At 63.9% G+C, this 25,023-nt stretch carries 19 protein-coding genes; 7 read left to right on the forward strand and 12 right to left on the reverse strand.

Annotation, left to right across the window (positions count from 1 at the left end; translation table 11 throughout):
- The first annotated feature begins 5 nt into the window (after window positions 1-5).
- Window positions 6-2,708 (forward strand): PD-(D/E)XK nuclease family protein, encoded by a 2,703-nt coding sequence (locus tag OHL12_RS06185; RefSeq protein WP_263412952.1) that lies wholly within the window; start codon window positions 6-8, stop codon window positions 2,706-2,708.
- Window positions 2,705-6,334 carry a UvrD-helicase domain-containing protein gene (locus OHL12_RS06190; RefSeq protein ID WP_263412953.1) on the forward strand — a complete coding sequence of 1,210 codons (3,630 nt, stop codon included), beginning with the start codon at window positions 2,705-2,707 and terminating at the stop codon, window positions 6,332-6,334. The genes OHL12_RS06185 and OHL12_RS06190 overlap by 4 nt, the downstream gene beginning before the upstream one ends.
- Before the next feature lie 61 nt (window positions 6,335-6,395).
- Here OHL12_RS06190 and phoU read toward each other — a convergent pair whose 3' ends face one another.
- From phoU to OHL12_RS06210, 4 genes are all read right to left on the reverse strand, one after another.
- Entirely contained in the window at window positions 6,396-7,103 is a 708-nt protein-coding gene (phoU, locus tag OHL12_RS06195; RefSeq protein WP_263412954.1) for a phosphate signaling complex protein PhoU, read from the reverse strand.
- Between the two features lie 272 nt (window positions 7,104-7,375).
- A complete protein-coding gene (locus OHL12_RS06200) occupies window positions 7,376-8,707 on the reverse strand; it encodes an ATP-binding protein (protein WP_263412955.1) in 1,332 nt (443 codons plus the stop codon).
- Between the two features lie 91 nt (window positions 8,708-8,798).
- Window positions 8,799-9,494, reverse strand: a complete 696-nt coding sequence (locus OHL12_RS06205) for a winged helix-turn-helix domain-containing protein (protein ID WP_263412956.1) — start codon at window positions 9,492-9,494, stop codon at window positions 8,799-8,801.
- Window positions 9,495-9,603: 109 nt separating this feature from the next.
- Entirely contained in the window at window positions 9,604-10,581 is a 978-nt protein-coding gene (locus OHL12_RS06210) for a glycosyltransferase family 2 protein (RefSeq protein WP_263412957.1), read from the reverse strand.
- A 178-nt stretch (window positions 10,582-10,759) separates the two neighbouring features.
- Between OHL12_RS06210 and OHL12_RS06215 the strand changes: the two genes are divergently transcribed.
- Window positions 10,760-11,248 (forward strand): hypothetical protein, encoded by a 489-nt coding sequence (locus OHL12_RS06215; RefSeq protein ID WP_263412958.1) that lies wholly within the window; start codon window positions 10,760-10,762, stop codon window positions 11,246-11,248.
- Here OHL12_RS06215 and OHL12_RS06220 read toward each other — a convergent pair.
- Together OHL12_RS06220 and OHL12_RS06225 are read right to left on the reverse strand one after the other, a co-directional pair.
- Window positions 11,245-11,625 carry an RNA-binding S4 domain-containing protein gene (locus tag OHL12_RS06220; RefSeq protein WP_263412959.1) on the reverse strand — a complete coding sequence of 127 codons (381 nt, stop codon included), beginning with the start codon at window positions 11,623-11,625 and terminating at the stop codon, window positions 11,245-11,247. The genes OHL12_RS06215 and OHL12_RS06220 overlap by 4 nt on opposite strands.
- The gene (locus OHL12_RS06225; RefSeq protein WP_263412960.1) at window positions 11,622-12,263 is read right to left on the reverse strand and encodes a hypothetical protein; all 642 of its coding nucleotides are present in this window, start codon (window positions 12,261-12,263) and stop codon (window positions 11,622-11,624) included. Before OHL12_RS06225 ends, OHL12_RS06220 begins: the two co-directional genes overlap by 4 nt.
- A gap of 35 nt (window positions 12,264-12,298) precedes the next feature.
- Between OHL12_RS06225 and OHL12_RS06230 the strand changes: the two genes are divergently transcribed.
- On the forward strand, window positions 12,299-12,853 hold the full coding sequence (locus OHL12_RS06230) for a DUF4149 domain-containing protein (RefSeq protein ID WP_263412961.1): 555 nt from the start codon (window positions 12,299-12,301) through the stop codon (window positions 12,851-12,853).
- An 82-nt stretch (window positions 12,854-12,935) separates the two neighbouring features.
- On the opposite strand, the gene OHL12_RS06235 is transcribed toward OHL12_RS06230, so the two are convergent.
- Window positions 12,936-14,102 (reverse strand): VWA domain-containing protein, encoded by a 1,167-nt coding sequence (locus OHL12_RS06235; protein ID WP_263412962.1) that lies wholly within the window; start codon window positions 14,100-14,102, stop codon window positions 12,936-12,938.
- 137 nt (window positions 14,103-14,239) lie between these two features.
- On the opposite strand from OHL12_RS06235, the gene OHL12_RS06240 reads away from it, so the two are divergent.
- From OHL12_RS06240 to OHL12_RS06250, 3 genes are all read left to right on the forward strand, one after another.
- Window positions 14,240-16,108, forward strand: a complete 1,869-nt coding sequence (locus OHL12_RS06240; protein WP_263412963.1) for a SpoIVB peptidase S55 — start codon at window positions 14,240-14,242, stop codon at window positions 16,106-16,108.
- Window positions 16,109-16,231: 123 nt separating this feature from the next.
- Window positions 16,232-18,385 carry a WD40 repeat domain-containing protein gene (locus tag OHL12_RS06245; protein ID WP_263412964.1) on the forward strand — a complete coding sequence of 718 codons (2,154 nt, stop codon included), beginning with the start codon at window positions 16,232-16,234 and terminating at the stop codon, window positions 18,383-18,385.
- A gap of 21 nt (window positions 18,386-18,406) precedes the next feature.
- A complete protein-coding gene (locus tag OHL12_RS06250; protein ID WP_263412965.1) occupies window positions 18,407-19,639 on the forward strand; it encodes an ABC transporter permease in 1,233 nt (410 codons plus the stop codon).
- A 65-nt stretch (window positions 19,640-19,704) separates the two neighbouring features.
- Here OHL12_RS06250 and OHL12_RS06255 read toward each other — a convergent pair whose 3' ends face one another.
- The 5 genes from OHL12_RS06255 to OHL12_RS06275 are packed head-to-tail and all read right to left on the reverse strand — an operon-like array spanning window position 19,705 to window position 25,008.
- The gene (locus tag OHL12_RS06255) at window positions 19,705-20,658 is read right to left on the reverse strand and encodes an alpha/beta hydrolase (protein WP_263412966.1); all 954 of its coding nucleotides are present in this window, start codon (window positions 20,656-20,658) and stop codon (window positions 19,705-19,707) included.
- 48 nt (window positions 20,659-20,706) lie between these two features.
- Complete coding sequence (locus OHL12_RS06260; RefSeq protein ID WP_263412967.1) at window positions 20,707-21,165, reverse strand: GtrA family protein; 459 nt, start codon at window positions 21,163-21,165, stop codon at window positions 20,707-20,709.
- Complete coding sequence (locus OHL12_RS06265) at window positions 21,166-22,095, reverse strand: glycosyltransferase family 2 protein (protein WP_263412968.1); 930 nt, start codon at window positions 22,093-22,095, stop codon at window positions 21,166-21,168. It abuts the gene before it with no gap.
- A gap of 31 nt (window positions 22,096-22,126) precedes the next feature.
- Window positions 22,127-23,200, reverse strand: coding sequence for an NAD-dependent epimerase/dehydratase family protein (locus OHL12_RS06270; RefSeq protein ID WP_263412969.1), 1,074 nt, complete (start codon window positions 23,198-23,200; stop codon window positions 22,127-22,129).
- Window positions 23,197-25,008: a thiamine pyrophosphate-binding protein gene (locus OHL12_RS06275; protein WP_263412970.1), complete on the reverse strand. Its 1,812-nt coding sequence runs from the start codon at window positions 25,006-25,008 to the stop codon at window positions 23,197-23,199. Before OHL12_RS06275 ends, OHL12_RS06270 begins: the two co-directional genes overlap by 4 nt.
- Window positions 25,009-25,023: the final 15 nt, after the last annotated feature.

The raw sequence follows: 25,023 nt of genomic DNA on the forward strand, positions 1-25,023 counted from the left end.
CGAAGATGCTGGACGCAGAACAACTCTTCCGTCAGGCTCGCGAAGGCGCGCTGCTGCTGACGCCCAACATGCGTTCTTCGCGGAATCTGCGGTCCCGCATCGTTCAGTTCGCAACAGATCCCGCAGAGGCGGCACTGGTTTCAGAACGTGTCCTCCCATGGCGTGCCTGGACCTCGCATCTGTGGCGGCAGGCCCTCCTGCAAGGCTGGGACGAGCGCATCCTGATGCAGCCCCTTCAGGAACGCCTAGTGTGGGAGACGATCCTCGACGCGGACCCGGAGGTGGAACGGAACGACGCCCTTCTTGGCTTGTGCCAGACGGCAGCCGACCTGCTCTACCAATACGAGGCCATCGCGTTTGCACGTTTCGACACATCGGCCGAGGCGGCATCCGACCCGGCTCGCTTCGCCCGCTGGTTTCGCACCTTCCAGCAGCACTGCCAGCGCGAGCTGCTGCTGCCGCAGGCGGCCCTGGAAACGGCGCTCGCCGGCCACACTGCCGCATTCCCGGCGCAAACTATCGTTCGCTGCGGCTTAGCCGGTCTGCCGCCAGCGCAAGAAAATCTACTGACTTCCTTTGCCAGCAGCGGATCGGCAGTCCTCGAAGCTCGCTCAGAGCCAACTGCCGCTTCCCGCACGCTTCTGCGCTGCGGGGACGAACGGGCTGAACTCCGTGCGCTGGCCGAACACCTTTCTGCTTCGCTGGCCTCACCAACCCGGCCGAGCGTCGCCATTGTCGTTCCCGACCTTTCCTCTGCCCGCGACCGCATCGACCGCACCCTGCGCGAACATCTTCAGTCCGCCACTGTCGCCAGGAGCTTCACGAGAGATCGCAACCCGCTCTGGGAGTTCTCGACCGGCCGGCCTCTCGCGTCCTTGGCCGTGATCGCGGACGCGCTCTATCTGCTCGCCTGGAGCGTGCGCGACCTGGACGGAGAAGAGGTCTCCCGCGTCTTGCGATCGCCGCACCTGCAATGGCCGTTGGACGCGGAGGCGGTCGCCTCGCTCGAAGCAGCCCTGCTGCGCCGCAAACCGCACCTGAGCGGCACCTGGAGCGCTCGTTCCGTCGCACGCATGCTCGCGGAAAGGAGCCCTGCGCTGGCCGGCAGCCTGACCGATTGCAGCCGACTGTGGCAGGGTCTGCGCTCCACCACCTCCAATTACGGCAGCTTTGTTGAGCGCGCCCGTCACGTGCTGCGCGACTGCGGCTGGCTCCGCTCCGGCGAACGTTCCAGCGCCGAGTTTCAGGCGGTCAAGCGTTTTGAAAGTCTATTGGACGAGCTTGCCGCGCTGGATGTCGTGAGCGCCGCGCAGCCGGCGTGGCCAGAGTTTGTCCACCGCCTGACGGCAGCAGCACGCTCCACGCGCTTCGCGCCGGAAAATACCGGAGCTCCAGTCCAGATCCTCACACCCGACGAAAGCACGGGCCTCTACGCCGACGAACTATGGTTCCTCCACGCCGACGAAAGCCGCTGGAGCAGTTACACCCCAGCGCACCCACTGCTGCCCTCTGCCCTGCAGAGGCGCTTCGGCATGCCTAGCGCAGATCCCGCTCTGGACCAGCTCCGCCACCGCGAACAGACAGAGCGCATCGCCGGCATCGCCTCTCGCGCCACGTTCAGCTTTGCAGAGTCCGGTGAGTCCGGCGATCTCCGTCCGTCTGCAGTGGTCGCCGCCTTGCCCTCACTGCAGCACAGCGTCGCCGGCCCTTCCGGTGCTATCGCCCAACTCCAGGCAAGCGCCGAGCTGGAAAGATTTGAAGATGGCGAGCTAATTCCTGTCGCTCTCTCGGAAAACATGGGGCCAATCTCCGGTGGTGTCAGCACGCTGCAGAGTCAAGCTGCATGCGCGTTCCGCGCGTTTGCGGAGCGCCGGCTGGGGTCGGCCGGTCTAGACTCGCGCGATCTCGGAATGGACGCACGGGACCGCGGCAGCCTTCTTCACAACGCGCTGCAGATCTTCTGGCAGCACACGCAAACCAGCGATAACCTGCATTCTCTTATCGCGGAAGACCGGCTCAATGCACAGATTCATCGCGCCGTAGATCTGGCCCTGCGCGGGCAACGCGAACCGGGTGATCCCTGGACCGAGTCTTACCTGGAAATCCAGCGGACGCGTCTCGAGTCGCTGATGCTCCGCTGGCTCCGCAAAGAAGCGGAACGTCCGCCATTCCGGATCGCGCACCTGGAACGCGAGGTAACAGTTACGGTTGGCGGCTTGCCGCTGAAGGTCCGCGTTGACCGCGTGGACACCGTGACCTTGCCCGAGCTCGGCACAGCTCACGTGATCGTCGACTACAAGACAGGCGACCCGAGCGCGCGCAAGTGGGAAGGTGACCGGCCAGACGAACCGCAACTCCCCCTTTACGCCACCTCTGCCGTGACGGAGATAGCAGACAGCCCGGAAACTCCCGTGGGTGCCATCGCGTTCGGCGTAGTCCGCGCCGGCGACAAGCTCAACTTCGTCACCGCGCCACGCAACTCCGCCTGGCTGGTCGCTGGGCCGAAGGCGAACGCGATCACCCTGGACGGCGAGATGAAGAAATGGCGCAACACCCTGACAACCCTGGCCGAAGAGTTCCGTAGCGGAATCGCCGCAGTCGGCCCCAAGGAGTATCCCGCGACCTGCCGTTACTGCGAACAGCGCCTGCTGTGCCGGCTGAAACCTGCACTGCTGGACGCCGAAGAGTCCGCTGAGGTGGACGGGTGAGCGCAACCTTGCTGGAGTTCCCCAGCCCAAACCAGACCTCCGCAACTGAACCAGCAGACGCCGCAGAGCGCGCGAGCGCGCTCGACCCCGAACGCTCCTTCCTCGTGGAGGCGCCCGCAGGTTCCGGCAAGACCGGCCTGCTCGTTCAGCGTTTGCTCGCGCTGCTGTGCCGCGTCCAGCGTCCCGAGTCGGTGCTGGCACTTACGTTTACCAACAAGGCCACAGCGGAGATGCGCGAACGCGTGCTGAAAGCGCTCGATCTTCCGCAGAAAAATCCGTCCACGCTCAGCGACTTCGAGCGCACCACCCACAGGCTTGCGAGCGCCCTGCTGCAGCACGATCAGGCACTCGGATGGAACCTGCAGGCCAACAGCCACCGCCTGAATATCCGCACCATCGACTCGCTTTGCGGTGAGATCGCCCGCTCGCTTCCGCTCACCTCGGGTGCTGTCGGCCAGATGACTCCGGCGGAGGATGCGCGGCCTCTGTACCGCCGCGCCGCCCGCGCTGTCATGCTCCGCCTGGGCGGCGAGGATGCGGTCCTGAACAACGCGCTTCGCACCGTCTTGCTTCATCGCGATGCCGATCTCCATAACTGCGAGTCGCTCCTCGCAGAGATGCTTGGAACCCGCGAGCAGTGGCGCCGCCTTATCCCACTCACGCGCGACGAACTCACGGACGAGTTCCTGGATCGCGTGGTCAAGCCTCGACTTGACCAGACGCTCGAGACCATCATTTGCACCGCTCTCACCTCGCTGGAGAGGGCTTTCCCGCCAGACCTGCTGCACGACCTGACCGCCTTGGCGACGCAACTCTCAGCCGCAGACGGCCACAACGGTGCGCCGAACCCGATCGCGAGATGCGCCGCACTCCGCAACCCACCGGGAACGCGAGCAGCAGACGCGGAGCACTGGGCGCTGCTTGCGGGGCTACTTCTGAATACCAGTAGCCCACACACTTGGCGCAAGAGCATGAAGAAGAACCACCTGGGTCTAGTCGCTACGCCCAAGCAAAAGAAGCACCTGACAGACCTGATCGAGACTCTTTCCTCCAACGACACGTTGCACCGGCACCTCTGCGATCTGCGCAACCTGCCTCCGGCGGCCATGCCAGCCGACGACTGGCGCATGACTAAGGCGCTGTTCCAATTGCTGCTTGCTGCGCTGCAGGAACTGCACGCCATTTTCCGCGACACGAACACCTGCGACTTCACGGAACGCTCGCTGGCAGCGCATGCTGCCCTGAACCCCGCAAACGCCGGACCAGAATCCGGCCTGCGTGAGCACAGCGAATTGCAGCACCTGCTGGTGGACGAGATGCAGGACACCTCCAGCGCTCAATACGAGCTACTGGAATCGCTGACCCGCGGATGGGATGGCACCTCCCGCACCGTGTTCCTCGTCGGCGATCCGAAACAGTCCATCTACCTGTTCCGCCAGGCACGCGTGGAGCGTTTTCTCGGCAGCCTTGCCTCCGGCCGGCTCGGCAGCATCCCGTTGACCGCCCTGCGCCTCACCACCAACTTCCGCTCCGCGGCCCCGCTCGTCGACTCCCTTAATCAGCTCTTCGATCCGATCTTCCGCGCAGTCGGAAACGGAGAGATTCAGTACACGCCTGCCACCGCTGCCCGCACGGCCCAGCACGGTGAACTTCACTGGCACATCGACCCTCTCTGGGGCGAGGTTGGCAGCGAAGAACGCGGTACCAGCCAACGAGAAGTGCAGCGACAGCAGGCCGAGCACATCGTCCATACCATCCTCCGATTGCGCGAGGACGAGGACGCCAACAAGCCGCTCACGTTTGCCGTTCTAGTCCGCGCCCGCGAACACGCTACACACATCACGCGACTGTTCCGCGAGAGCGGCATCGCCTTCCGGGGCGTTGAGCTGGAAGCGCTGAACGAGCGGCCCGAGGTGCTCGACTCGCTCGCACTCACCCGTACGCTGCTTCACCCGGCGGACCGCGTCGCATGGCTTGCCGTGCTGCGCGCGCCCTGGTGCGGCGCGACTCTGGCGGACCTGTATCACCTGACCGGCGCAGATCAAGGGGACCGCAACACTACCGCTCCGCGAAAGCTTTTCCGCGAGCGTGCCCCTGGCCTGCCTGCCGCATCCCAAGCCCGGGTTCTGTGCACCCTGGACGTTCTGGACGCGGCAGTGGACGCGGTTGGCCGCATGCCGCTTGCTGAGGTGGTAGAGCGAGCCGGGCGCGCTCTTGGCACCGACCACTTCCGCACCGCTGCCGAGCGCACCAACGTTCAGCGATTCCTTGAACTCTTGGAGCAGGCCGAGGCCGAGCTGCAGGTCCTTGACGCACAGGATCTGCAAGCGCGGCTCTCACGGCTCTACGCCGAGCCTGACACTGTCCCGGGAGCGGTCGAGGTTATGACGATTCACAAGGCCAAAGGCCTGGAGTGGGACGTCGTCTTCCTCCCGGAGTTGCAGCGCTCCTCCGGCCGCAACGGGCAACGGCTGCTGGACTGGCTGGAAGTCCCGGGGTCGGACGCGGCGCAAGGCTCCAGTGCGGGACTCCTGCTTGCTCCCGTTCCGCCGCGCGGCACGAAAGCTTCCGAGCTCCCCTGCTACGTCCGCTCCGCGCGGGAGCGCCAAACGGAGGCGGAACTTGCCCGGCTTTTCTATGTCGCGGTCACGCGAGCGCGGCGGCAGCTTCACCTCTACGCAGCTCCAGCGCTCAAGAAGGACTCACACGAGGCTTCGCACCGCGCGGGCACTCTGCTCCGCACCGCTTGGCCCGCCGCTGAGGCGACCGTGCAGGAACAGGTCCAACGCAAATCCCAGCCGGAAACCCTAGAGATGCTGCGGGCGACCGCTGCAGAACACGACGGCGGAACAGGAAATCTGGCAGACCTCTCCCGCGTCTCCGCCAGCTTCGATCCCACGGCACTCGAGCAGAAGATCAGCCTTCCCTGGCTCCAGGCCAGCGCCGCTGAGGCGCCCGCCACAGCCAACCCCGCGCAGCCTCTGGAAGCGGTCACGCGACCGGAAGGTTCGCTAGGTTCCCGCGCTCTCGGAACTGCAGTCCACCTCTTGCTTGACCAGCTTGCGCAGGAGATCGCCACCGCGCCGGCTCGGCCAGCGTCAGCCCTGGCTGACACGATCGCGGGGTGGCGGGGCCGCATACGCGCAACTCTTCGCAGCCTCGGCACCGGCAAGTCCGCCATCGAACGGGATACGGACACCGTACTGCTCGCGCTGGACAATACCTTGCGGAGCCCGGAAGGCTTCTGGTTGTTGCAGCCGCACGCGCGCGCCATCAGCGAACGGGCGCTTGCGGCGGAAGACAACGATGGTGGACCGCTCCGCACCCTGCGGCTGGACCGCAGCTTCCTCGCAGGCGCGCGTCCCGGCACGACCGCCGATCCAGGGCAGGAAACGCTTTGGATCGTGGAATACAAGACCGCCACTGCGGGCAACATGCCACTCGATCAGTTCCTGGCCGAGCAGCGACTCCGCTACGCTCCGCAGCTTCGAAACTATGCGCGCCTGCTCGCCGCATCTGACGGCGCAGCAAGGCGGGTCATGCTGGCGCTCTTCTTCCCGTTGCAACCGGCGTTCGACTCCTGGGAATTGGAGAGCGGCGACGTACCAGCGTTGACCCCTGCTTGACGGCGAGCGTAGCAAAGCACAATCGTCGACGGCGGTTCTTCCGCCCACTCCGAGAGACGTTCTAGTGGATCGGCGGACGTTCCTCAAGCGGTTCGGGAACTGTCATGCTCACGCCTGCCGAACTGTGGCGAACGTCGCTTCCACTGACCCAGAAAATTACGTCTTCCGCGATATTGGTCGCATGGTCGCCAACCCGCTCCAGGTTGCGCGCGATCATGATGGCGTTCAGCGCCTGGGGAGTGTCTGCCGGCTTCTGCTTGATGCGCTGACTCAGGGCTCGGAACGCAGCCCGGTTGATCTCGTCCACTTCGGTGTCGAGGGTCAACACGCGCTCCGCCAGCAATGCATCGCCATCGATGAAGGCCTCAATGGCTTTGCGCACCATGGCAGCGGCCAGCGTTCCAAGCTTGGGGATGTCCACGGGCAGATCCGCCTCGCCCATCTGGGTCATCTCTCGCGCGCGAATCGCAATGTTCACCGCCAGATCGCCCACCCGTTCCAGGTCGGCATTGATGCGGATCACCGAGAGGATGAAGCGCAGGTCAACCGCCATGGGCTGCTGCATCGCCAACAGATCCAGGGCCGCCGCATCGATCTCGCGCTCCAGCAGGTTGATCGCCGGCTCCGACCGTCGCACTAGCTCTACCAGCGACGTGTCGCGAGTACGGTAGGCCTCGATCGAACGCTGGATCGACTGCTCTGCAAAGCCAGCCATCACCAGCAGCTTCTCTTTGAGAAGGTCCAGTGATTGATGAAACCGCGTCCGCATCCGTCAATCTCCCTTTCACCGCTCCGGGTTGGGGGCACCGGGCTGCTGTTGCTGTTGTGACCGGCGCTAGTTCAACGCACGGCCTTCTCGAGTGTTCGCGATCCGTCTGCTGCGCAGAAGCTGTTCGGCGTGCAGAATCCACCATCGAGCAGGTTGGCAATCAACCTACTCTACATGGATGAATTTGCCATAAACAGTGTGCAATTGGCTGCGTCTGACATTGACGCCCTTTCACTCACCACGGACCACCGAGTGCAACGGGCCTGTCCGGCTCAGAAAGCCTCGTCCGCTGTGTCCGCTCCGACGGCGGAGCTTGCTACCGGCAGAGTAAAGCGAAACTCAGACCCGCGTCCAAGAGCGCTGTCGAGCGTGATAGTGCCGCCGTTCTCCTCAATGAGGAGGCGGGCGATCGCCAGGCCAAGTCCCGTCCCGCCGCTCTCGCGCGAGCGGGCCTTGTCGACCCGGTAAAAGCGCTCAAACAAGCGGCTGTGGTGCTCCATAGCAATGCCCGGCCCAAAGTCACGCACCCGGAACAGCACCATGCCGTTGCCCGTGTCTTCTGCCGCGACCTCGATCCGAGGCTCAGAACCGTCGCTCGGCCGGCCGTACTTGGCCGCGTTCTCCAGCAAGTTGGCCAGCACCTGCTGCACCGCAATCTCATCCGCCAGCACCGGTGTGGAAGTTGCACCCGATACTGTAAGTCTAGCGGAATCGCTGGTGAAGTTGCGCACGGCATCCTCGATCAACGTGCTCGCAGCGATGGACCGCCGCAGTGGCTTGCGGTCCGGAGCCTCCGTGCGCGCCAGCACCAGCAGATCCTCCGTCAGCCGCGACATCCGATCCACGTTCTTCAGGACGATCTCAACCCACGGCTCGGCTTCTGGCGCGATCAAACCACTGTCGAGCAAGGTTTCAGAGTAGCCACGGACGGACGTGAGCGGCGTGCGCAACTCGTGCGACACGTTCGCGACGAACTCGCGCTGCGCCCGCTCCAGCGCCTCAGCGCGGGTCACATCCCGCAACACCAGGACCGCGCCGCCGTTCGGCAAGGGCGCGGCATTCACATCGAAGATCCGGCCCGGCAGCAGCGTACTTGTTCGCAGGCTCGCCGGCGCGCGGTCCTCTACGACACGATCGACCAGCTCCAGCAGCGCGGGATCACGCAAGGTATGCGCCAGCGACCGACCCATGCGGATGACCGCACCCAGCCCGTGTGTGTCCAGGATCCGGCCCATCTCCGCATTGGTCCACGCCACGCGTCCGCCGCTGTCCACGCCCAGGACGCCGTCCTGCATGCCCTCCAGCAGGACTTCCAGTTGCAGACGCTTGTCGTCGGCGGCTTGCAGTTCCTGCCTGGCCTGAGCCTCACGGCTAGCCGCGAGCGCAACTACGGGTTGCAGTTCGTCCAGTACGGGACGTCCCTGCGCCAGGGCTTCAATCTCTGCCCGCAGACGCCGTTGGACCAGGCCGCTAACCAGCAGAGCTAGCACGACCGCCCCCGCCGCTCCCAGCCAGGGCCGCACCACCGCCGCAGCCAATGACAGCAGGGTTGCCGTCAGCACCAGCAGGCGTACGCGACCGGTCAGCGATCGAACTTGCAGCAAAGGTTCCCCTCAGGAGTGGTTCAGCGCAGTGGAGAAGGCGGCTTTGGCACCTTGGACGCGCGATAGCGCCGCACGGTGCAGCGCCGCCTTACTAAGCGTCTGCGCGTTCGAAGCGGTACCCGGCTCCGCGCATGGTCTTTAGAAAGCGCGGGTTCTCCGCGTCCTCTTCCATCTTTTCGCGGATTCGCCGGACGTAAACGTCTACCGATCGCGGCGTCACAAACCGGGCATCGCCCCAAACCGCATCCAGCAACTGATCGCGCGAGAACACGCGTCCGGGGTGCCGTGCCAGGTAGTCCAGCAGCCGGAACTCTGTCGCGGTCATCGTGACGACTTCACCGCGCAGCCGCATCTGCATGGCGCCGCCGTCCAGCTCCACATCGCCGAAGCGAATTACATCCGGCGATGCCGGCCGTTCGAATCGCCGCAGCACGGCTCGCACGCGGGCGACCATCTCGCGGGGGCTGAACGGCTTGGTGATGTAATCATCCGCGCCCAGTTCCAGACCCTGCACACGATCCGCCTCTGCGGCCATGGCGGTTAGAAAGATGACCGGGGTCGTGCTCAACTTTGCGTTCTGCCGGATGCGCCGACACACATCCAGACCGCCGCCACCCGGGACCATGATGTCCAGGAGAAACAGCGCGGGGGTCTCCCGCTCCGCCGCGGGCAGCACGTCCGCCGCGTGGTCAAAGCTGCGAACCGCAAATCCTGCGCTTTCCAGGTTCAGCCGAACTAAATCCGCGATGTCGGCTTCGTCTTCCAGTACAAACACGATCTGTGACAAACATTGCTCCCGTGGCGGCCGGACGGCGCGCAGCACGCCCTCAGCCTAGCGCACACGGAAGTCGCCTTTGCAAACAGCCGATGAAATTCCGGCAGTTCGCTTCCCCGGATTACGCCTGCATCGATTCTTCCGAGGGCCGCAGCCGCACCATCCGCTCCACGGCGTAGGGTGCGCGGCTGGCACCTGAATGGAAGTGCCGCACCTGCAGTTCTCCCAGGAGGCCGATGCCCATCAACTGGATGCCGGCCAGCAGCAGAACGCCACTGATCACAAACAGCGGACCGTGGGCCAGCAGCACGTGTCCGCCGGTCCAGATTTTTGCAATCAGCAGGTACAGCGCCAGCAGGCCGCCGCCCAGGATGCTCAGACCGCCGATCGATCCGAAAAAGTGCAGAGGCCGCGTCAGGTATTTCAGCAAAAAGCGAATGGTCAGCAGGTCGAAAAACACCCGAAACGTACGCGAGATTCCATAGTGACTCTTGCCATACAACCGGGCAGGATTGGAGATCGGTACTTCGCAGATCGAAGCGCCGTACCAGGAGGCCAGCGCCGGGATAAACCGGTGCATCTGGCCGTACAGCGGGATGTTCTGAATGACCTCGCGACGGTACGCCTTGAACGTGGTGCCGAAGTCGTGAATGCTCACGCCGCTCAGCTTGGCCATAATCCAGTTGGCCGCGCGCGAAGGAATGCGGCGCAGAACGAAGTTATCGCCGCGCTGGGCGCGCCAACCGCTGACAACGTCGTAGCCTTCTTCCAGCTTCGCGAGGAAATTGGGGATCTCCGTCGGATCATGCTGCAGATCGCCGTCCATGGCGATGACGAACTCGCCGTTCGCATGATCGAAGCCTGCTGCCAGGGCGCTGGTCTGACCGAAGTTTCTGCGGAGCTTGATGACCAGGACTCGGCTGTCGACCGCTGCGATCTCTTCCAGAAGGCGGTAGGTCCGGTCACGCGAACCATCATCCACAAACAGCATCTCGAACGTGTCGCCTACCTGCTCCATTACGTCCTTCAAGCGGTCGTACAGGGCGGTCACGTTATTTTCTTCGTTGTGAAACGGGACTACTACGGAGTATTTCGGCACAGTAATATGGTACGCCTTTGGCAAACGCAAACGACGGCAAAGGACAGCGCGTACGCCCCCGCTTTTCTGCATCCGTGCGCTAGCGGGATGCATCCACTTTGATTCTGTTGACTACCGATGAACTGCACCTGGATTGGTTCCTTCGAAACCCTCCTACGGTGCTACCGTCAGACAGACCATGGCGAAACGAATCGTAGCGGCGTTCATCCTGCTCGCAGTTCTCGCGGCAAGCTACTGGGCTTACCAGCGCCACCAGCTCGCTGCCCGCCTGCGTAACGGGGATGTCACGACATCCGAAGTGCGCGATAGCGACGGCGACATCGCACACGCAACGCCCAGCCGGTCCGACACGCCCGGCACCATCAACACGGAGCCTGTGGCAGCAGCAAAGACCCGCAACGCCAGCACTCAATCCGCTTCCCTGTCGCAGTTGCAAAGCGAAGCCACGGCAGCGATCGACAACGTAGCGGCTCCCGCCACAGACACCGAGGCGCCAAACGCACCCAACGGTGCGCGCTTCGCCGGTTCGGGACGCTTCCAGATCTATCGCCAGGGCAACCTCACCTGGCGCGTCAACACCGACGACGGATCGTCCTGCATCCTCTTCGCCACTGACCAGGAGTGGCGCAAGCCCATCGTGTACAACCACGGTTGCCCCAACAGCTAGAATCGCTCGCGCACGTTGTCCATGCGGCGCCGATCTTTCTTCGACGGCTTTCCTTCGTGCAGCACCTCGAAGACTGGCATCATGCGCCGCTGTTCCGCAGCCTCGGCGCGTTTCGCCTTGCTTTCCTCGGTCTCTTCATACAGTTGCTGCGCAACACTTGCCGGACCCCGCTGGTCGCTCAGCCCCAGCACGCGTACCGTAAACTCGGCTGAATCGGTGCGAACACGAAGCACATCGCCCGGCGAGATATTCCGCGACGCCTTGGCCGCGTGATCCTGCACGGAGACCCGGTTAAGCTCGCACGCCCTCGCCGAAAGCGTCCGAGTCTTGAAAAACCGCGCTGCCCAAAGCCATTTGTCTAAACGAACACCCGTCATCTGCTGTCTTTGGATGCGGTCCAAGCCGCCGCGTAGCAACGGTGCATCTCGCCGGGAAAGAGCCGGGATGCGGCCCGCAGCCACCGCTCGCCAGCCATCCTCTCTGCCAAGGCGCACCCGCTAAGCTGTTCCAGCAACTCAGCATCGATCGCGCGCAGCTCACGCCAGGTTTGCGCGGTTCGTGCAAGGATGCCGTCCGCATCCGCGACGACCAGCCTCTCTGCTCCGCGCTCTATCAGCACTCCACCGGCCTCAGCGTCCTTGTCACCGGGCCACACGGCATCCGGCTGCACGCCCCGGGCCGCTGCCTCTCCCCACACGGTTCCAGCCGCATCCAGCACAGCCACGCTCACGGGCAGGCCCTTGCGGATCTCGTTCTTCAGAATGCGCAATGCCTCGCCAAGCGTGGTCACCTGAAAATCGCTGAGACCCTGGAGCCCGCTCTCGCGCAGGCTGGTCTCGTCCGCGCACACCCAAAGCACTGCGCCACCCGTGGCCAGCACCGCCATGGCAAAGGCAGCCGCTTCGTCACTGGCGGAGAGCAGTACCAGCCGCCCTGACCACGTGTCGTGCCGCTGCATCAACGACAGAAATGCCGCCAGGGAGCGCCGCTGCAGGGTGTTCTCACTCCGGTCCACACCGCTCCTCCGTACAAGCAGCCTAAACTGGGCCCATGCAGACGTTGTTACGCTCCATCCGCTCGCTCGCGCTCACCTTCTGGATCGGCAGCATCCTGTTTTTTGGCGCCGTGGTGGCACCCCGCGCCTTCCAGTTGCTCGGCAAACAGGCGGACTTTGGCACCTTCATTGGAGCCTGCCTCCTCACGCTGCACGGCGCGGGTCTGTGGTGCGGCGTGCTCATCCTGGTAGCGGTCCGGCTGCTGAAACATCACGCTCGCCTGCCGCTGGTACAGGTCGCGCTCGTGTTTGTCATGATGGCGCTCACCTGGGCCAGCAACCGCTTCATCATTGCGCCCATGGAGCATGACCGCGCACTCGCGGGCGGCCAGATTGAAGCACTGCTGCCCGGCTCACCGTTGCGCACCGACTTTGACGCGCGTCACAAGTGGTCTACGACGGTGGAAGGCATCGTCCTTCTGCTCGGCGTGGTGGAGATCATCCTCGCCAGCAGCGAGCGCGAAGAAGTGCTCATCGTCGACCGAGACACGGAACGCCCCGGTGCGCTGCCGCCAGTCCGCAAGCGTCCGCTCGGCCTGGACGAACTGTAGCCCTCGCAACACGGGCACATTCAAAGCAAACGAGGCAGAGCTTGAGCTCTGCCTCGTTCTCCTGCCGCCGTAATTGCCTCGACTACTCCACCGGCATCCTCGCTTTGTACCCGTCGCGAGCCGCCACGGTGTACTTCACCTTCTTATTCTTCTCGTCGACCATTTGCAGCGGCATACCTTCGTTGTCGACCAGTTCCACCTTGATCTTGCGATAGGTGCCATCCTGGGCAGTGTTCGTCGGCCGGTACGTGATGATGTACTGGTTCCGAATCGACTGGTTGATCTCGCTGAAGATGTCCGGCAGTTCACCCTCGAAGCGCGGGAAGTACGCCCGGCCGCCTGTCATCTGCGCAAACGTCCGCATCTGGTTATCGGCCTGCAGGTAGTCCATGCGCGCAATCGCGCCCATGCGGCCGTCCGCCAGCGTGCGCAACAGGCCCCCCGTGCTGATGCAGTAGATGCTCACGTTTTGTGCGCTTTGCACCTTTTTCAGCATGGTGTCCAGCGTGATCTTCGAGAAGGTATCGCGGCCACTCGAGATCAGGATGATGTACTTGCGGCCGTCGATCCGGCTCACCCGATCCAGCGTCTCGTACAGGGCATCGAACTCGTCAGTGTCGCTGAAACCAGGGATGGTCAGCGTCTGCAGCGCCTGCGCGGTGACCTGCTTGTCCTTGGTGAAGTCCGTCAAAATGTGGGTACGCAGGTCATACGTAATGACCGCGATGTAGTCCTCCGGCTTAAGCGACTTGAAGAACACATACGAGGATTGCCGCATGTCCTGGATGAAGGCCCAGCTATTCGCGGCGAACTCCAGCAGCATCACGGCCGTGATCGGTGCAGTGGTCTGCCGCACCTCAGTGATGCGCTGCGGCACACCATCCTCGAGCACGCGGAAATTACCGGCCTTCAAACCGGGAACGAACTGGCGCGTCTTGTCGAGCTGAACGCTCACGTCCACGTTCACTACGGGAACGTCGACGCGCAACGTGTAGTTCTGCAGTTCTTTCGGCGTCTTGTCCTTCGGCTGTTCCGGCGCTGGCGGTTCTGGCTCGGGATCGGCGTACTTGCGCTTCCGCACCACGGGAGCGTTGTCCTGCACGGGACCCTGGTCGGGCTGCGCCTGCGGAGTCTGCTGTGCAGGCGGGGTCTGTGGCTGCTGTTGCGCGCCAGTTGCGGGGCAAAGAGCGCCGGCGCTCAACAGCGTGGCGGCGAGCACAAGCGTTTGGGAAGTCCGGAAAGGAAGCACGGGATCAGGTCCTCAAGCAAAACTGTAAGCGAAACGTCCGGAGCAGCGTAGACGATGTCCGCGCGGTTGCGTCCGGCCAAAGACAAGTGGCGCCTGCGCATTGGCAACACTGCCGCAACGTCTCTACTCTGGTAGACGTGATTGGTCGCGCAACGGTTCCAGCAACGGAGAAGCCCTGGCGGCGAGCCGCGTTCCGTCTCTGCTGGACGCTGGCCCTTTGCGCCGTTGGTGCCGGCTCGCCCGCCCTGCGCGCGCAGGCCGCTGCAGCGTCCGCCGGGCCGCCGCTCCACGCTGAGCCCTTTCCGCTGAGCGAAGTGCGCCGCGGCCAGCACGGCACTGCGTGGACCGTGTTTGAAGGCCGTGTTCCGGAGCCCATGGACGTCGAGATCCTGGGCCGCATGCCCAACAGCATCGGCCCCGGTCAAGACATGATCCTTGCCCGGCTGCACGGCACCAAGCCAGACTTCACGGGCGTGGTCGCCGGCATGAGCGGATCGCCCGTGTACATCGACGGCAAGCTGCTGGGCGCACTCAGCTTTCGCATCGGCCAGTTCAGCAAAGAGCCCATCTGCGGCATCACGCCGATCGAGTACATGCTGCAGGTCCGCGATTTGCCGAACGCTCTGAACCCCACAGCGCCGGAGCGTCCTGCCCCGCCCGCCACCCCCGCTGAACCCGTGGCTGCCCTCGCACCTTCCTTTAGCCCTGCACGCAACGACGGCCTAACGCCCATCGCCACCCCGCTTGTCTTCAGCGGCTTCTCCGCAGACACCCTGGACCGTTTCGGTGCAAATTTTCGCGCGCTCGGCCTTGAACCAGTCAGCGGCCTGGGTTCCGCGTCGCCGGACACGCCCCAGCCGGAGCCGATCGTGCCCGGTTCAGCGGTTTCCGCGGTTCTGGCGCGGGGTGACCTGAACATCGCAGCCACCTGCACGGTGACTTACCTCGATGCGAAGCAACTGCTGGCCTGCGGGCACCCCATCACACAATACGGCGACATCGACGTGCCCATGACCAAGGCTGAGGTGCTCGCCACCCTGCCGTCGCCCCAGAACGCCTTCAAGATCGTCAACACGACCGAAACTGTAGGCGCGTTCACTGAAGATCGCTCCAACGCAATCGCCGGTTCGTTTCGGGTACAGGCACCCATGATCCCGGTCGCGGTCGAGCTTGCGCCCGTCGCCGGTTCCGGCCTTCCTGCCCGCACCCTGCACTTCCAGGTACTCAACAATCGCGAGCTGACGCCCCAGGTGCTGCTGGCCGGGGTATACCAGGCGCTCAGCGGAACCAACACCTCGGGCAGCGAGATGAGCCTGCGTCTTACCGGCTCGGTCGCCATCGCCAACCACGAGCCGCTCCGTCTGGATGCCACTCTTTCCTCCGGCGAGGGCCAGCCCGCAGCCGTGGGAGCTGCCGTGCTGCTGGCGCAGCGTTTCAGCCGTGTCTACGGCAACGCTCTGGAACAGCCGGTGATTACGGCAGTGGACCTGCACGCCGCTGTCGTACCCACCCGCGAGTCCATCCAAATCGAATCCGCCCGCCTGTCCACCGACGAGGCTCGCCCCGGAGACACCGTCGTGGTGCAGGCGACCATCCGCCCGTGGCAGCAGTCGGCCCGCGTCGTGGAAGTGCCCATCAAGCTGCCGACCACGTTGGAGAACGGCCCTTTGCGCATCGTCGTAGGAGACAGCACGACCATGGATCGCCTGGTCGCGCCTCCAGCTGGCAGCGCGCCGCATCCGCTTGACCTGGCCGACACCATCACCCAACTGAACCGCACCCACACCAACGACCGGCTCTACGTGGCCCTGCTCGATCACGAGACGCAGGGGGTCACCGCCGCCGCGGCACTGCCGTCCTTGCCGCCGGATGTGGTGAACACCCTGCAACCGCTCCGCGACTCGCGGGAAATCTCTTTCACCTCTGAAACCGCCAAAGAAGCTGGCTCCGTTCCGCTGGACGCTGCCGTCAGCGGCTCCCAGGTCCTTACCCTTCGCATCCGCTAGACCGAGCCGACGAACTCAAGACGAGGTATTGCTTTGCCATTTCGAACGGAGCGTTCCCGGATACAGCCTGGCTTTCGCGCAGGCAGATTCGGACTTCTGCTCACCTTCGCCTGCCTGCTGCCCGTGTTTCCCGCTCTCCGGGCGCAGGGCACGCAGCAATGGACGACCCAGCGTTTTGAGGATTTCGAACGCGGCACCGCGACCGGCGTCGCCATCCGGAACGACGGTCGCCTGGAACCCGCTCCGCACCTGGAAACGATCGCCAGCACGAAGGCCACCTATCTCTGGTCTCTGCTACCGCAGCGCGACGGCTCGACCCTGGTGGGCACGGGTGTGGCCAGCGGAGGTTCGCAGCTCCTGCGCATCGACCCGAAAGGCGCCACTACAACGGTGGCCGACTTTAAGGAACTTACCGTAACCGCAATCGCGCAGGCCCCCGATGGCAGCACCCTGGTCGCCACAGCTCCGGATGGGAAGGTATACCGCATCGGACCGGGCGGGAAACCGGAAGTAATCTTTGATCCGACACTTACAGCGGAGAAGCCGAAGTATCTCTGGAGCCTGGCTGTAACCCCGTCCGGCGATATCCTCGTTGCAGCCGGTGCGCCCGCCGCGATCTATCGAATCGCTCATGGGGCCGCTTTAGGAACAAAGCCCGAACTCCTCTTCCAGTCTGGCGACCAGCACATTCGCACCCTGCTGCTAAGTGCGGACGGCAACACCCTGTTCGCCGGTTCCGATGGCAGCGGCATCGTCTACCGCATCCCGCTGAACACACCCGGTCACAAGGCCTTCGCTCTGTACACCGCCCCGAAGCACGAGATCACCTCGCTCGCCCTCGATCCCGCCGGAAATCTCTACCTGGCGGCCATCGGCGACCGACGCCCGCCGGCACTGCCGCCGTTGCCCGCCGCGGGGGAGCCCCGCATCTCCATCACCTTCACCCAGCCCGGCTCTTCCGTCGCCGCGCCCACGAACGCCCTCGTTCCGGATGGCTCTGAGATCGACCGCATCGCGCCAGACGACACACCAACCCGCCTGCTGAACCTGCGGGAAGAGATCACCTACGCCCTTGCGTGGCGCGGCAACGCCCTGCTTGCCGCTACCGGCAATCGCGGCCACATCTATCGCATCGACCCTTCCCGCCCTGGCAGCTATACCGACGTGGCCCACACCGAGGCCAACCAGGCCGTAGCCATGGCCGCTACGGCCAATGGTGTGCGCATCGTCACCGCTAACTCCGGCCGCCTGCTCGAGCTGCAGGACACGCCGGCCGCGGACTCCACCTACACGTCCGACGTGTTTGACGGCACGTTCGCAACGCAGTGGGGGCGTGCGGAACTGACGGGAACCCGCGATCGCATCGATCTATTCGCGCGTTCCGGCAACGTGGAGAACAATCGCAGCGGCCTCGGCGACCTGTGGTCCGACTGGCAGCCGGTTCGCCCTGACCAGACCCCGCTACCGGTGCCCGTGGCCCGGTACCTGCAGTGGAAGGCCGTGCTTCACCCGGGCGCAGTTCTGAACGCCGTCGCCGTCAACTACCTGCAACGGAATGTGCCACCGACGGTTGAGGACGTCGTGGTGCAACCGGGCGCTCGCGTCCCGTCCTCCTCTCCCGCGACACCGCCCACAACGGTGCCGGTCACATTTCGTGCCAATGGAACGTCGGCCCCGACGCCACCCGCCGAGATCACGCCCGGTCCCCTGCTGGCCCAGCGCGACCCGAAGGCGGTCACGGTCCGTTGGATTGCCCGCGATCCTAACGGCGACGACCTGATGTTTGCCGTGTATGCCCGCGGCATCGGAGAGCAAACCTGGCGCCTGCTGAAGGACCACATCTCCGAACGGGTCTACAGCTTCGACTCCTCGCTGCTGCCCGACGGCCAGTACGAGATCCGCATCGTCGCCTCGGACGCACCCGTCCACAGCGATGCCGACGCCTTGACCGCCGAGCGCATCTCCGAGCCATTCATCATCGACACCACGCCGCCTACCATCAGCCCACTCACCGCGGCCCTGCGCGACGGCAGACTCACCGCAGCCTTTGAGGCGCACGACGCTACCTCGCCCATCAGTCATGCCGAGTTCTCCATCGACGCCGGTCCGTGGCAGTACCTGGAGCCGATCGGCCGGCTCAGCGACTCTCTCGCGGAGCACTACCTCCTTGACGTGCCGATGGCCAGCACAACCCCAAGCGCAGGCGAACACACGGTCGCTGTTCGCGTGTTCGATCGCAACGAAAACACGACCAGCGCCAAGGCACTTGTCCGATGAGAGCCGGCAGGAGCGGGATCGATGCGCTTTGAATTGTTCGTGGCTGCCCGCTACCTGCGTGCGCGCCGGCGCCAGGCGGTCATAGGCGTCATCACCGCCATCTCTGTCATCGGGGTTGCGGCTGGCGTAGCCGCGCTGATCATCGCACTCGCCATCACCAATGGCATGCGGCGCGACCTGCAGTCGCGGCTGCTCGGCTCCACCGCGCACGTAGACCTGATGCGCGTTTCTGGCGACGGCATTCGCGACTGGCGCTCGCTCGTGCAGCGGATGCGGCAACAGCCCCACGTGACCGCCGTTGCACCAGGCCTGTACGGCCAGGTGCTCATCTCGCGCGGTCCACGCTCCGGCGGAGCCCTAATTAAAGGTGTCGTTCCCGCCGACGAGAAGACCGTCTCCGACCTGTTGAACCACGTTCAGAAGGGCTCCGCAGACGCCTTTTCCAGCGATGCGACGTCCGCCTTGCCACCAGTCGTGATCGGCTCCGATCTGGCGGAGACGCTGGGTGCCGCGGTGAACGACTCAGTGTTGGTGACAAGCCCACAGGGCGAACTCACTCCACTTGGGCTGCAGCCCCGCTACGCACGCTATCGCGTGGTCGGCATTTTCCACTCCGGCTTCTACCAGTACGACAGCAGCTACGCCTTCATGCGCCTGGCCGACGCCCAGCGCCTGTTCAGCGAACCCGACCTTGTGTCGGTGCTGAGTTTCAAGGTGGACGATCTGTACCAGGCCGCCGCGATTGGCCGCCAACTGGAAGCCGCCGCCGGACCTGGCTACCAGACGACCAACTGGATGGACCAGAACCGCGAGCTGTTCCGCGCGCTCAAGCTGGAGCAGGTGGTCACCTTCATCGTGATCGGCCTGATTGTTTGCGTCGCCGCGCTGAACATCCTGATCGCGCTCACCATGCTCGTTATGGAGAAGACTCGCGACATTGCCGTGCTGATGAGCTTCGGCGTTCGCCCCGACCAGGTGCGCCGCATCTTCCTATTGCAAGGCCTGCTGATCAGCGCAACTGGAACCGTGATCGGCCTTGTGATCGGGTACGGCGTGTCCTGGGCCGGATCGCACTACCGCTTCATCCCGTTATCGGAAGCGGTGTACAGCATCGACTACCTGCCCTTTGCGCCGCGAGTGATCGACGCCGTGATCGTCAGCGTTGTTTCCCTGCTGACGGCGCTCGTGGCTACGCTCTACCCCAGCAACTCCGCCGCGAAGATCCTGCCCGCCGAAGCGCTCCGCTACGAGTAGCGATTGTCTGCAAAAGAGGAAGCACAGCCGAAGCTGTGCCTCCTATGCCGCCGAGAGTTGAACGCCTACAGCGCCCACCCATTCACCCGCAGCCACGCGTACAACAGATCGGGCCACGCATTCACCTCCGGCACCGTCTGGGCAAGGCCCAAGCCGTGCCGTCCGTGCGGAAAGATGTGGAGCTCTGCAGAAACCTTGTTCTTCAGTAGCGCCTGGTAGAAGAGCACGGAATTCATCACCGGCACCACGGCATCATCCGTCGTGGACCAGAGGAACGTGGGAGGCGTCTGGGCTGTCACACGCTCATCCGCGCTCATCGATGAACGCTGCTCCGCAGTCGGCGCATCGCCCAGCAGGTACTTGACCGAGCCCTCGTGCGCCACGCCCTGCTCCATGCTGATCACGGGATAGCACAGCACCAGGAAGTCCGGCCGGCTGCTCACGCGATCGATCGGATCCTCCGCTGACGGGTTCCCGCTGTCGAACATCGTCCCGGTACTCGCCGTCAGGTGGCCACCTGCCGAGAATCCGAGCATGCCGACGTGGTCTGGCGAGATGCCCATCTGTGCCGCGTGCGAGCGCACATACCGCACCGCGCGTTGCGCATCGCCCAGTTCGATGGGGTGGTGATAGGTGGGGCCCAGACGATACTTCAGCACCACCGCCGCCACGCCGTGCGCGTTCAGCCACTGCGCCACCTGTAGACCTTCGTGATCCATCGCAAGATGCGCGTAGCCACCACCGGGGGCCACCACAATCGCGGTGTGCGTGGGGTTGGCCGCGGGCAGGTACACCGCCACCGTCGGTATGTCGGGGTCCGCTTTGCCCACCGCGCCGGGCGCGCCGTTCGGCCACAGCGGAATCGCCGCGTGAACATCCAGCGGTTGATCCATGGACGCGGGCTTCGCTGGCGGCACGGGCATGCCTACCGACGGGGCTGCGGTTGTGTCCTGCGCACGCACACCGATCGAGAGACAGGCAGCGCACAGCAGCGTTGCCACTTGGGTAAACTTCCGCATCCGGCAGATTCCTCCAGCACTTAACCGCTCAGAAAAGACAAACACTCGTCAGGGTAACGGATGCGCTTTTTTCCGGAACGTGATGTTCTTATGTCCCAAAAACTGCGGCACGATCGCCACTGCGATGATGCACGCCTGAGCCGCATAGGGAGCCAGAGCGGGCCGCGGCAGCCAATGCGACAACAAGGCCGCTAGCGGGCCGACGGCAAACGTGCTCAGCAGCAGGCTAGGCACGTACACCACGAAGCTGCGGCTGTATTCCTGCCAGTAGTTGCCGCGGGTGTGGAACACAAACCACTTGTACGTCAGGAACGACACGGTGATGTTGATGCACATGGCGACCAGCGCGGCCACGCTGGTCATGGTCGCCGCGTGATCCGGCCTGAGCCGGACGAAGATCCAGGTAAACAGAAACGTATCCAGCATGCCGAACAGCGTGTTGCTGGCGCCGGCCATCAGGAAGCGCAGAGCTTCGCCTTTCGGAATGCGGTCTGCCAAACCAGCCATTTAGAAGTTGATCCGTTCCTTCTCCGTCACCAGCGGCCTGTTCTGCACGATCGTATGGATCGACCCAATGTATTCGCCAATGATGCCGATAGCGATCAACTGGATCGACCCTAGAAAGAACAGGCCGATCATCGTCGGAGCGAGGCCCAGCTCAAAGTGGTTCCAGAAGAGCAGCTTTGCGATCAGGTAGAAAAACCCGATGAGCAGGCTGATGCCGGCAAAGACGAAGCCGCCAAACGTGACCAGGCGCAGCGGCACCTTCGACAGGTTCGTGATGCCCAGCATCGCCATGTCGTACAGCGTGTAGAAGTTGTTCTTGGTGATCCCGCGCTCGCGCCGCTTCTGCCCGTAGGCAATCTGCTTAATGGGAAAGCCGACCTCTGCAACCATGCCCCGGAAGTACGGGTACGGATCGCCATAGCGGCGGACCACTTCCATCACCTGCCGGTCGTACAGACCGAAGCCCGTGTAGTGCCGCAACACCTGCACGCTCGTCAGCCGCTCCACCGTGCGGTAATACGTGGTCCGGATACGGTACATCAGACCGCTTTCCTCGGACGAGGTCTTCACACCGACAACGACCTTCCAACCCTTTTCCCATTCGCGGACAAACTGCTCGATCAGCTCCGGCGGATCCTGCAGGTCGCTCAGCAACACGACCACCGCGTCTCCCTTAGCCTCCAGCATGGCGTGGTGCGGCGAGCGGATGTGTCCGAAGTTCCTCGCATTCACGATGACCTTCACGTGCGGATCGTCCGCCGCAAGCACGCGCAGTTCATCTACTGTCGTGTCCGTGGAGGCGTTGTCGATGATGATGTGCTCGTAGTCGTACTCCGGCATGCGCCGAAACACTTCGCGCACCCGCTCGACCAGCGGCTGCACATTGCCGGATTCGTTGTAGGCCGGGCTGACGACGCTGATCTTTTTCATGTCTCGCACTCCTGGCTCAGGTCTGTTCTGCTCAAGCTCGTTTCCAACCGTACCATCCTGCCGTGCGCTGAATGGTCTCCCGCAGGTCGACTGTCACGCGCAGCCCCAGCTCTCGTTCCGCCCGCTCCACGCTGGGAACATAGCGCGACACGGGCGCGCCCGCCGCGGCCTGCTGCCGCACCTCAACCGCGGCACCTGGCGCCAGAACATCGCGCACGGCTTCGGCAACCTGCCGCAGATTCAGGCTTTCGGGAGAACCCAGGTTGTACGCGCGCCCACTCGGCGCCTGGAACAGCATCCGCCACATCCAGGCCACGGCATCGCCGGCGTACAGATACGATCGCGTCGGAGTTCCATCGCCCTCCAAAATGATCGGTCCACCACGCATCGCATCTCGGATGAAGTTGCCCAGGGCGAAGTGGCTGTCCAGGGGCAGATGCGGGCCGCCCAACGCGAAGATGCGAGCGCTCACATGCTCCACGCCGTACTCCCGTTCGGCCAGTGCTCCAAGCAGTTCGGAGACGCGCTTCCCCTCCCCGTACACACTCTTCACCGTCATGGAGTCGGGCGCGCCAGCATACTCTTCCGGCAGGTTCACCACATCACTCGGCTGCCGCCCGTACACCGCGCCAGAGCTCGTCTGCAGCATGCGCTTCGTACCGTGTGTGCGCGCAAACTCCACCGTGCGCTGCATGCCCGCAAGGATCGTGCTCCACATCTCCTGCGGCTCTTCGGCGAGTTGTTTTGCGCTGGCCTCCGTTGCCGCCGCGATCAGGTATTTGTGCTCGCCTTCAGGGAAGGCGAAGTCACGCACGTCCCCCGCAACCAGGTCGATGCCGCAATCGCCCGAGAACAGGTGAGGCATCTTCGCTCGAAACGCGTCCGGCCGGCGAGACAGAGCGGTCACGCGGGTATCCAGCTCCAGTTCGCGGCGCACCCAAACGAAACTCTCCAAGAGCCAAGAACCCAGAAACCCGGTGCCACCGGTGATCAGGATGCGCTCGCCGCGCGCTTGCTCCCACAGGTCTCTTGTTTGCTCCAGCACAGCACGGAGGTCGGCATGCGCGATCGGGCGCGCCACAGTTCCGCTGCCCGCACCGCTCAAGCAGTCACCTTGGTCACAGGATCGGCCGCAAGATACCGGAAGACCTTTGCCGCAGTCTCCGGTGGCAGGTCTGGCGACATGAAGTGCAAGGGGTTCGACTCCATGCTGCCCGCTTCCGTGATACGGCTCGTGATCTTCGGCCAATACGTCTGCTTCGGATCGATGTTGACCAGGAAGGCGGCGGGCCCGTCAGAGTGGAAACGCTCCAGGAAGAGCGGGTCGTTCTCGAAGCCTGGCTGCAGCGTCATCACCGGGATGGAGTACGCCGGGAACAACTGGTGCCAGTCGGGCAGACCGAGGCCGGTCTCGATGTCGCAGCCGACGTAGTGTCCCTTGAAGTAGTTGATCTGGGACATGCGGATCGATGCATAGCCGTGGTCGTCGTTGAGGAAGATCTTCAGCTTCAGCTTCTGCGCCCGGACGGTGCCCAGCTCCTGCAGGTTCTGAGAGAAACCACCGTCTCCCTCCATCAGGATGGTCCGCCGCGGCCGCATGCCGATTGCGGCTCCGATCGCCGCGCTTAGGCCGTATCCCATGCTGGCCAGGCTCTTGTTGGTCTGGCTACGCTGGCCACGTTTCAGATTCCAAACCTGCATCGCACTGGTAAATGCGCCGCCACTCGAACACGGGATCACGATGTCGTTCTCGTCGCAAAGCGAGCTGAGCGTGTGGTTGAACACGAACGAGGACAGGTACGGCTCCTGCACCTTGTTCTCGGGATCGAGCAGCGGCACCTCGCTGCGCACCATCCGGCAGAACTCAAGCCACTCGTCCCAGTCCCCGGGTTGCACCGTGGCTAACTCGCGAAGTACCGCGTTCGCATCGCCGTGAATTGGCATGTCTACCCGCGGATGGCCCTTGGCAAGCTCACGAGCATCGATCTCAACCTGGACCAGTTTTCCAACAGGCACATACTGTTGCCAGTTGAAGCCGGTCTGCTGAAGTCCTAACCGCGTGCCCAGCGCGATGACCAGGTCTGCCTGCTGCTGCAGAATGTTGGCCGATCGCTGCCCCCACGTATTCGGCCGCCCGAAGTAGTACGGGTGCTCGGAGGGCACACGATCCATGCCGTTCCAGGTCACCATTAGCGGCAGCCGCGTCCGTTCCAGTGAGGGCATCAACTGCTCTGCCACAGCGCGGTCCACACCGCCGCCCAGCAGTACCACCGGCCGCTTTGCTTCCGCAAGCATAGCCTTCAACTTCGCGATCTGATCGGCAGACGGCGTAGGCAGCGCAGGCAATTCAACGACGGCCTTGCCGTCCTTCGATGCGTTCGTGAGCTCCGCCTCGTCAACCGGAGCACCCTGCAGGTCCAATGGCACTTCCACAAAGACCGGACCTTTGCGACCCGAGCTTCCCGCCTGCGTCCATGCGTTAAACGTGCGCTGATCGATGATCTTCTCCATCAGCACCGACTTCACCGAAACAGGACCGGCAATGGCGACGCCGTCCACCTCCTGGATGCCCCGCTGCCGCACGTCTCCGCGGTTCAGGTCGGCCACCTTCACCTGTCCTCCCAGCACAAGCAGTTCGTGGCTTTCGAGGAATGCTCCGGCGAGCGCGGTGATCAGGTTGGTCATGCCGGGACCCGCTGTGACTAGCGCAAAGGCGCGCGCTCCGTCGCTGATCTCGGTTAGGTATTCCGCAGCGACACCCGCCGCTACCTCATGGACGATGGGCACGCAGGTGAAGCGGTGGCTGCAGCTTTCCAGCAGGTGCATGATGTTGCCGCCCGCCAGGTAGAAGCAATGCGTATAGCCAAGCTGCACGAGCCATTCGGCCATCAAGTCGGAGTATTTTGTGCTCATACCAGTTCTCTATCT

This window comes from Terriglobus aquaticus (assembly GCF_025685415.1).
Classification (GTDB): Bacteria; Acidobacteriota; Terriglobia; order Terriglobales; family Acidobacteriaceae; genus Terriglobus; species Terriglobus aquaticus.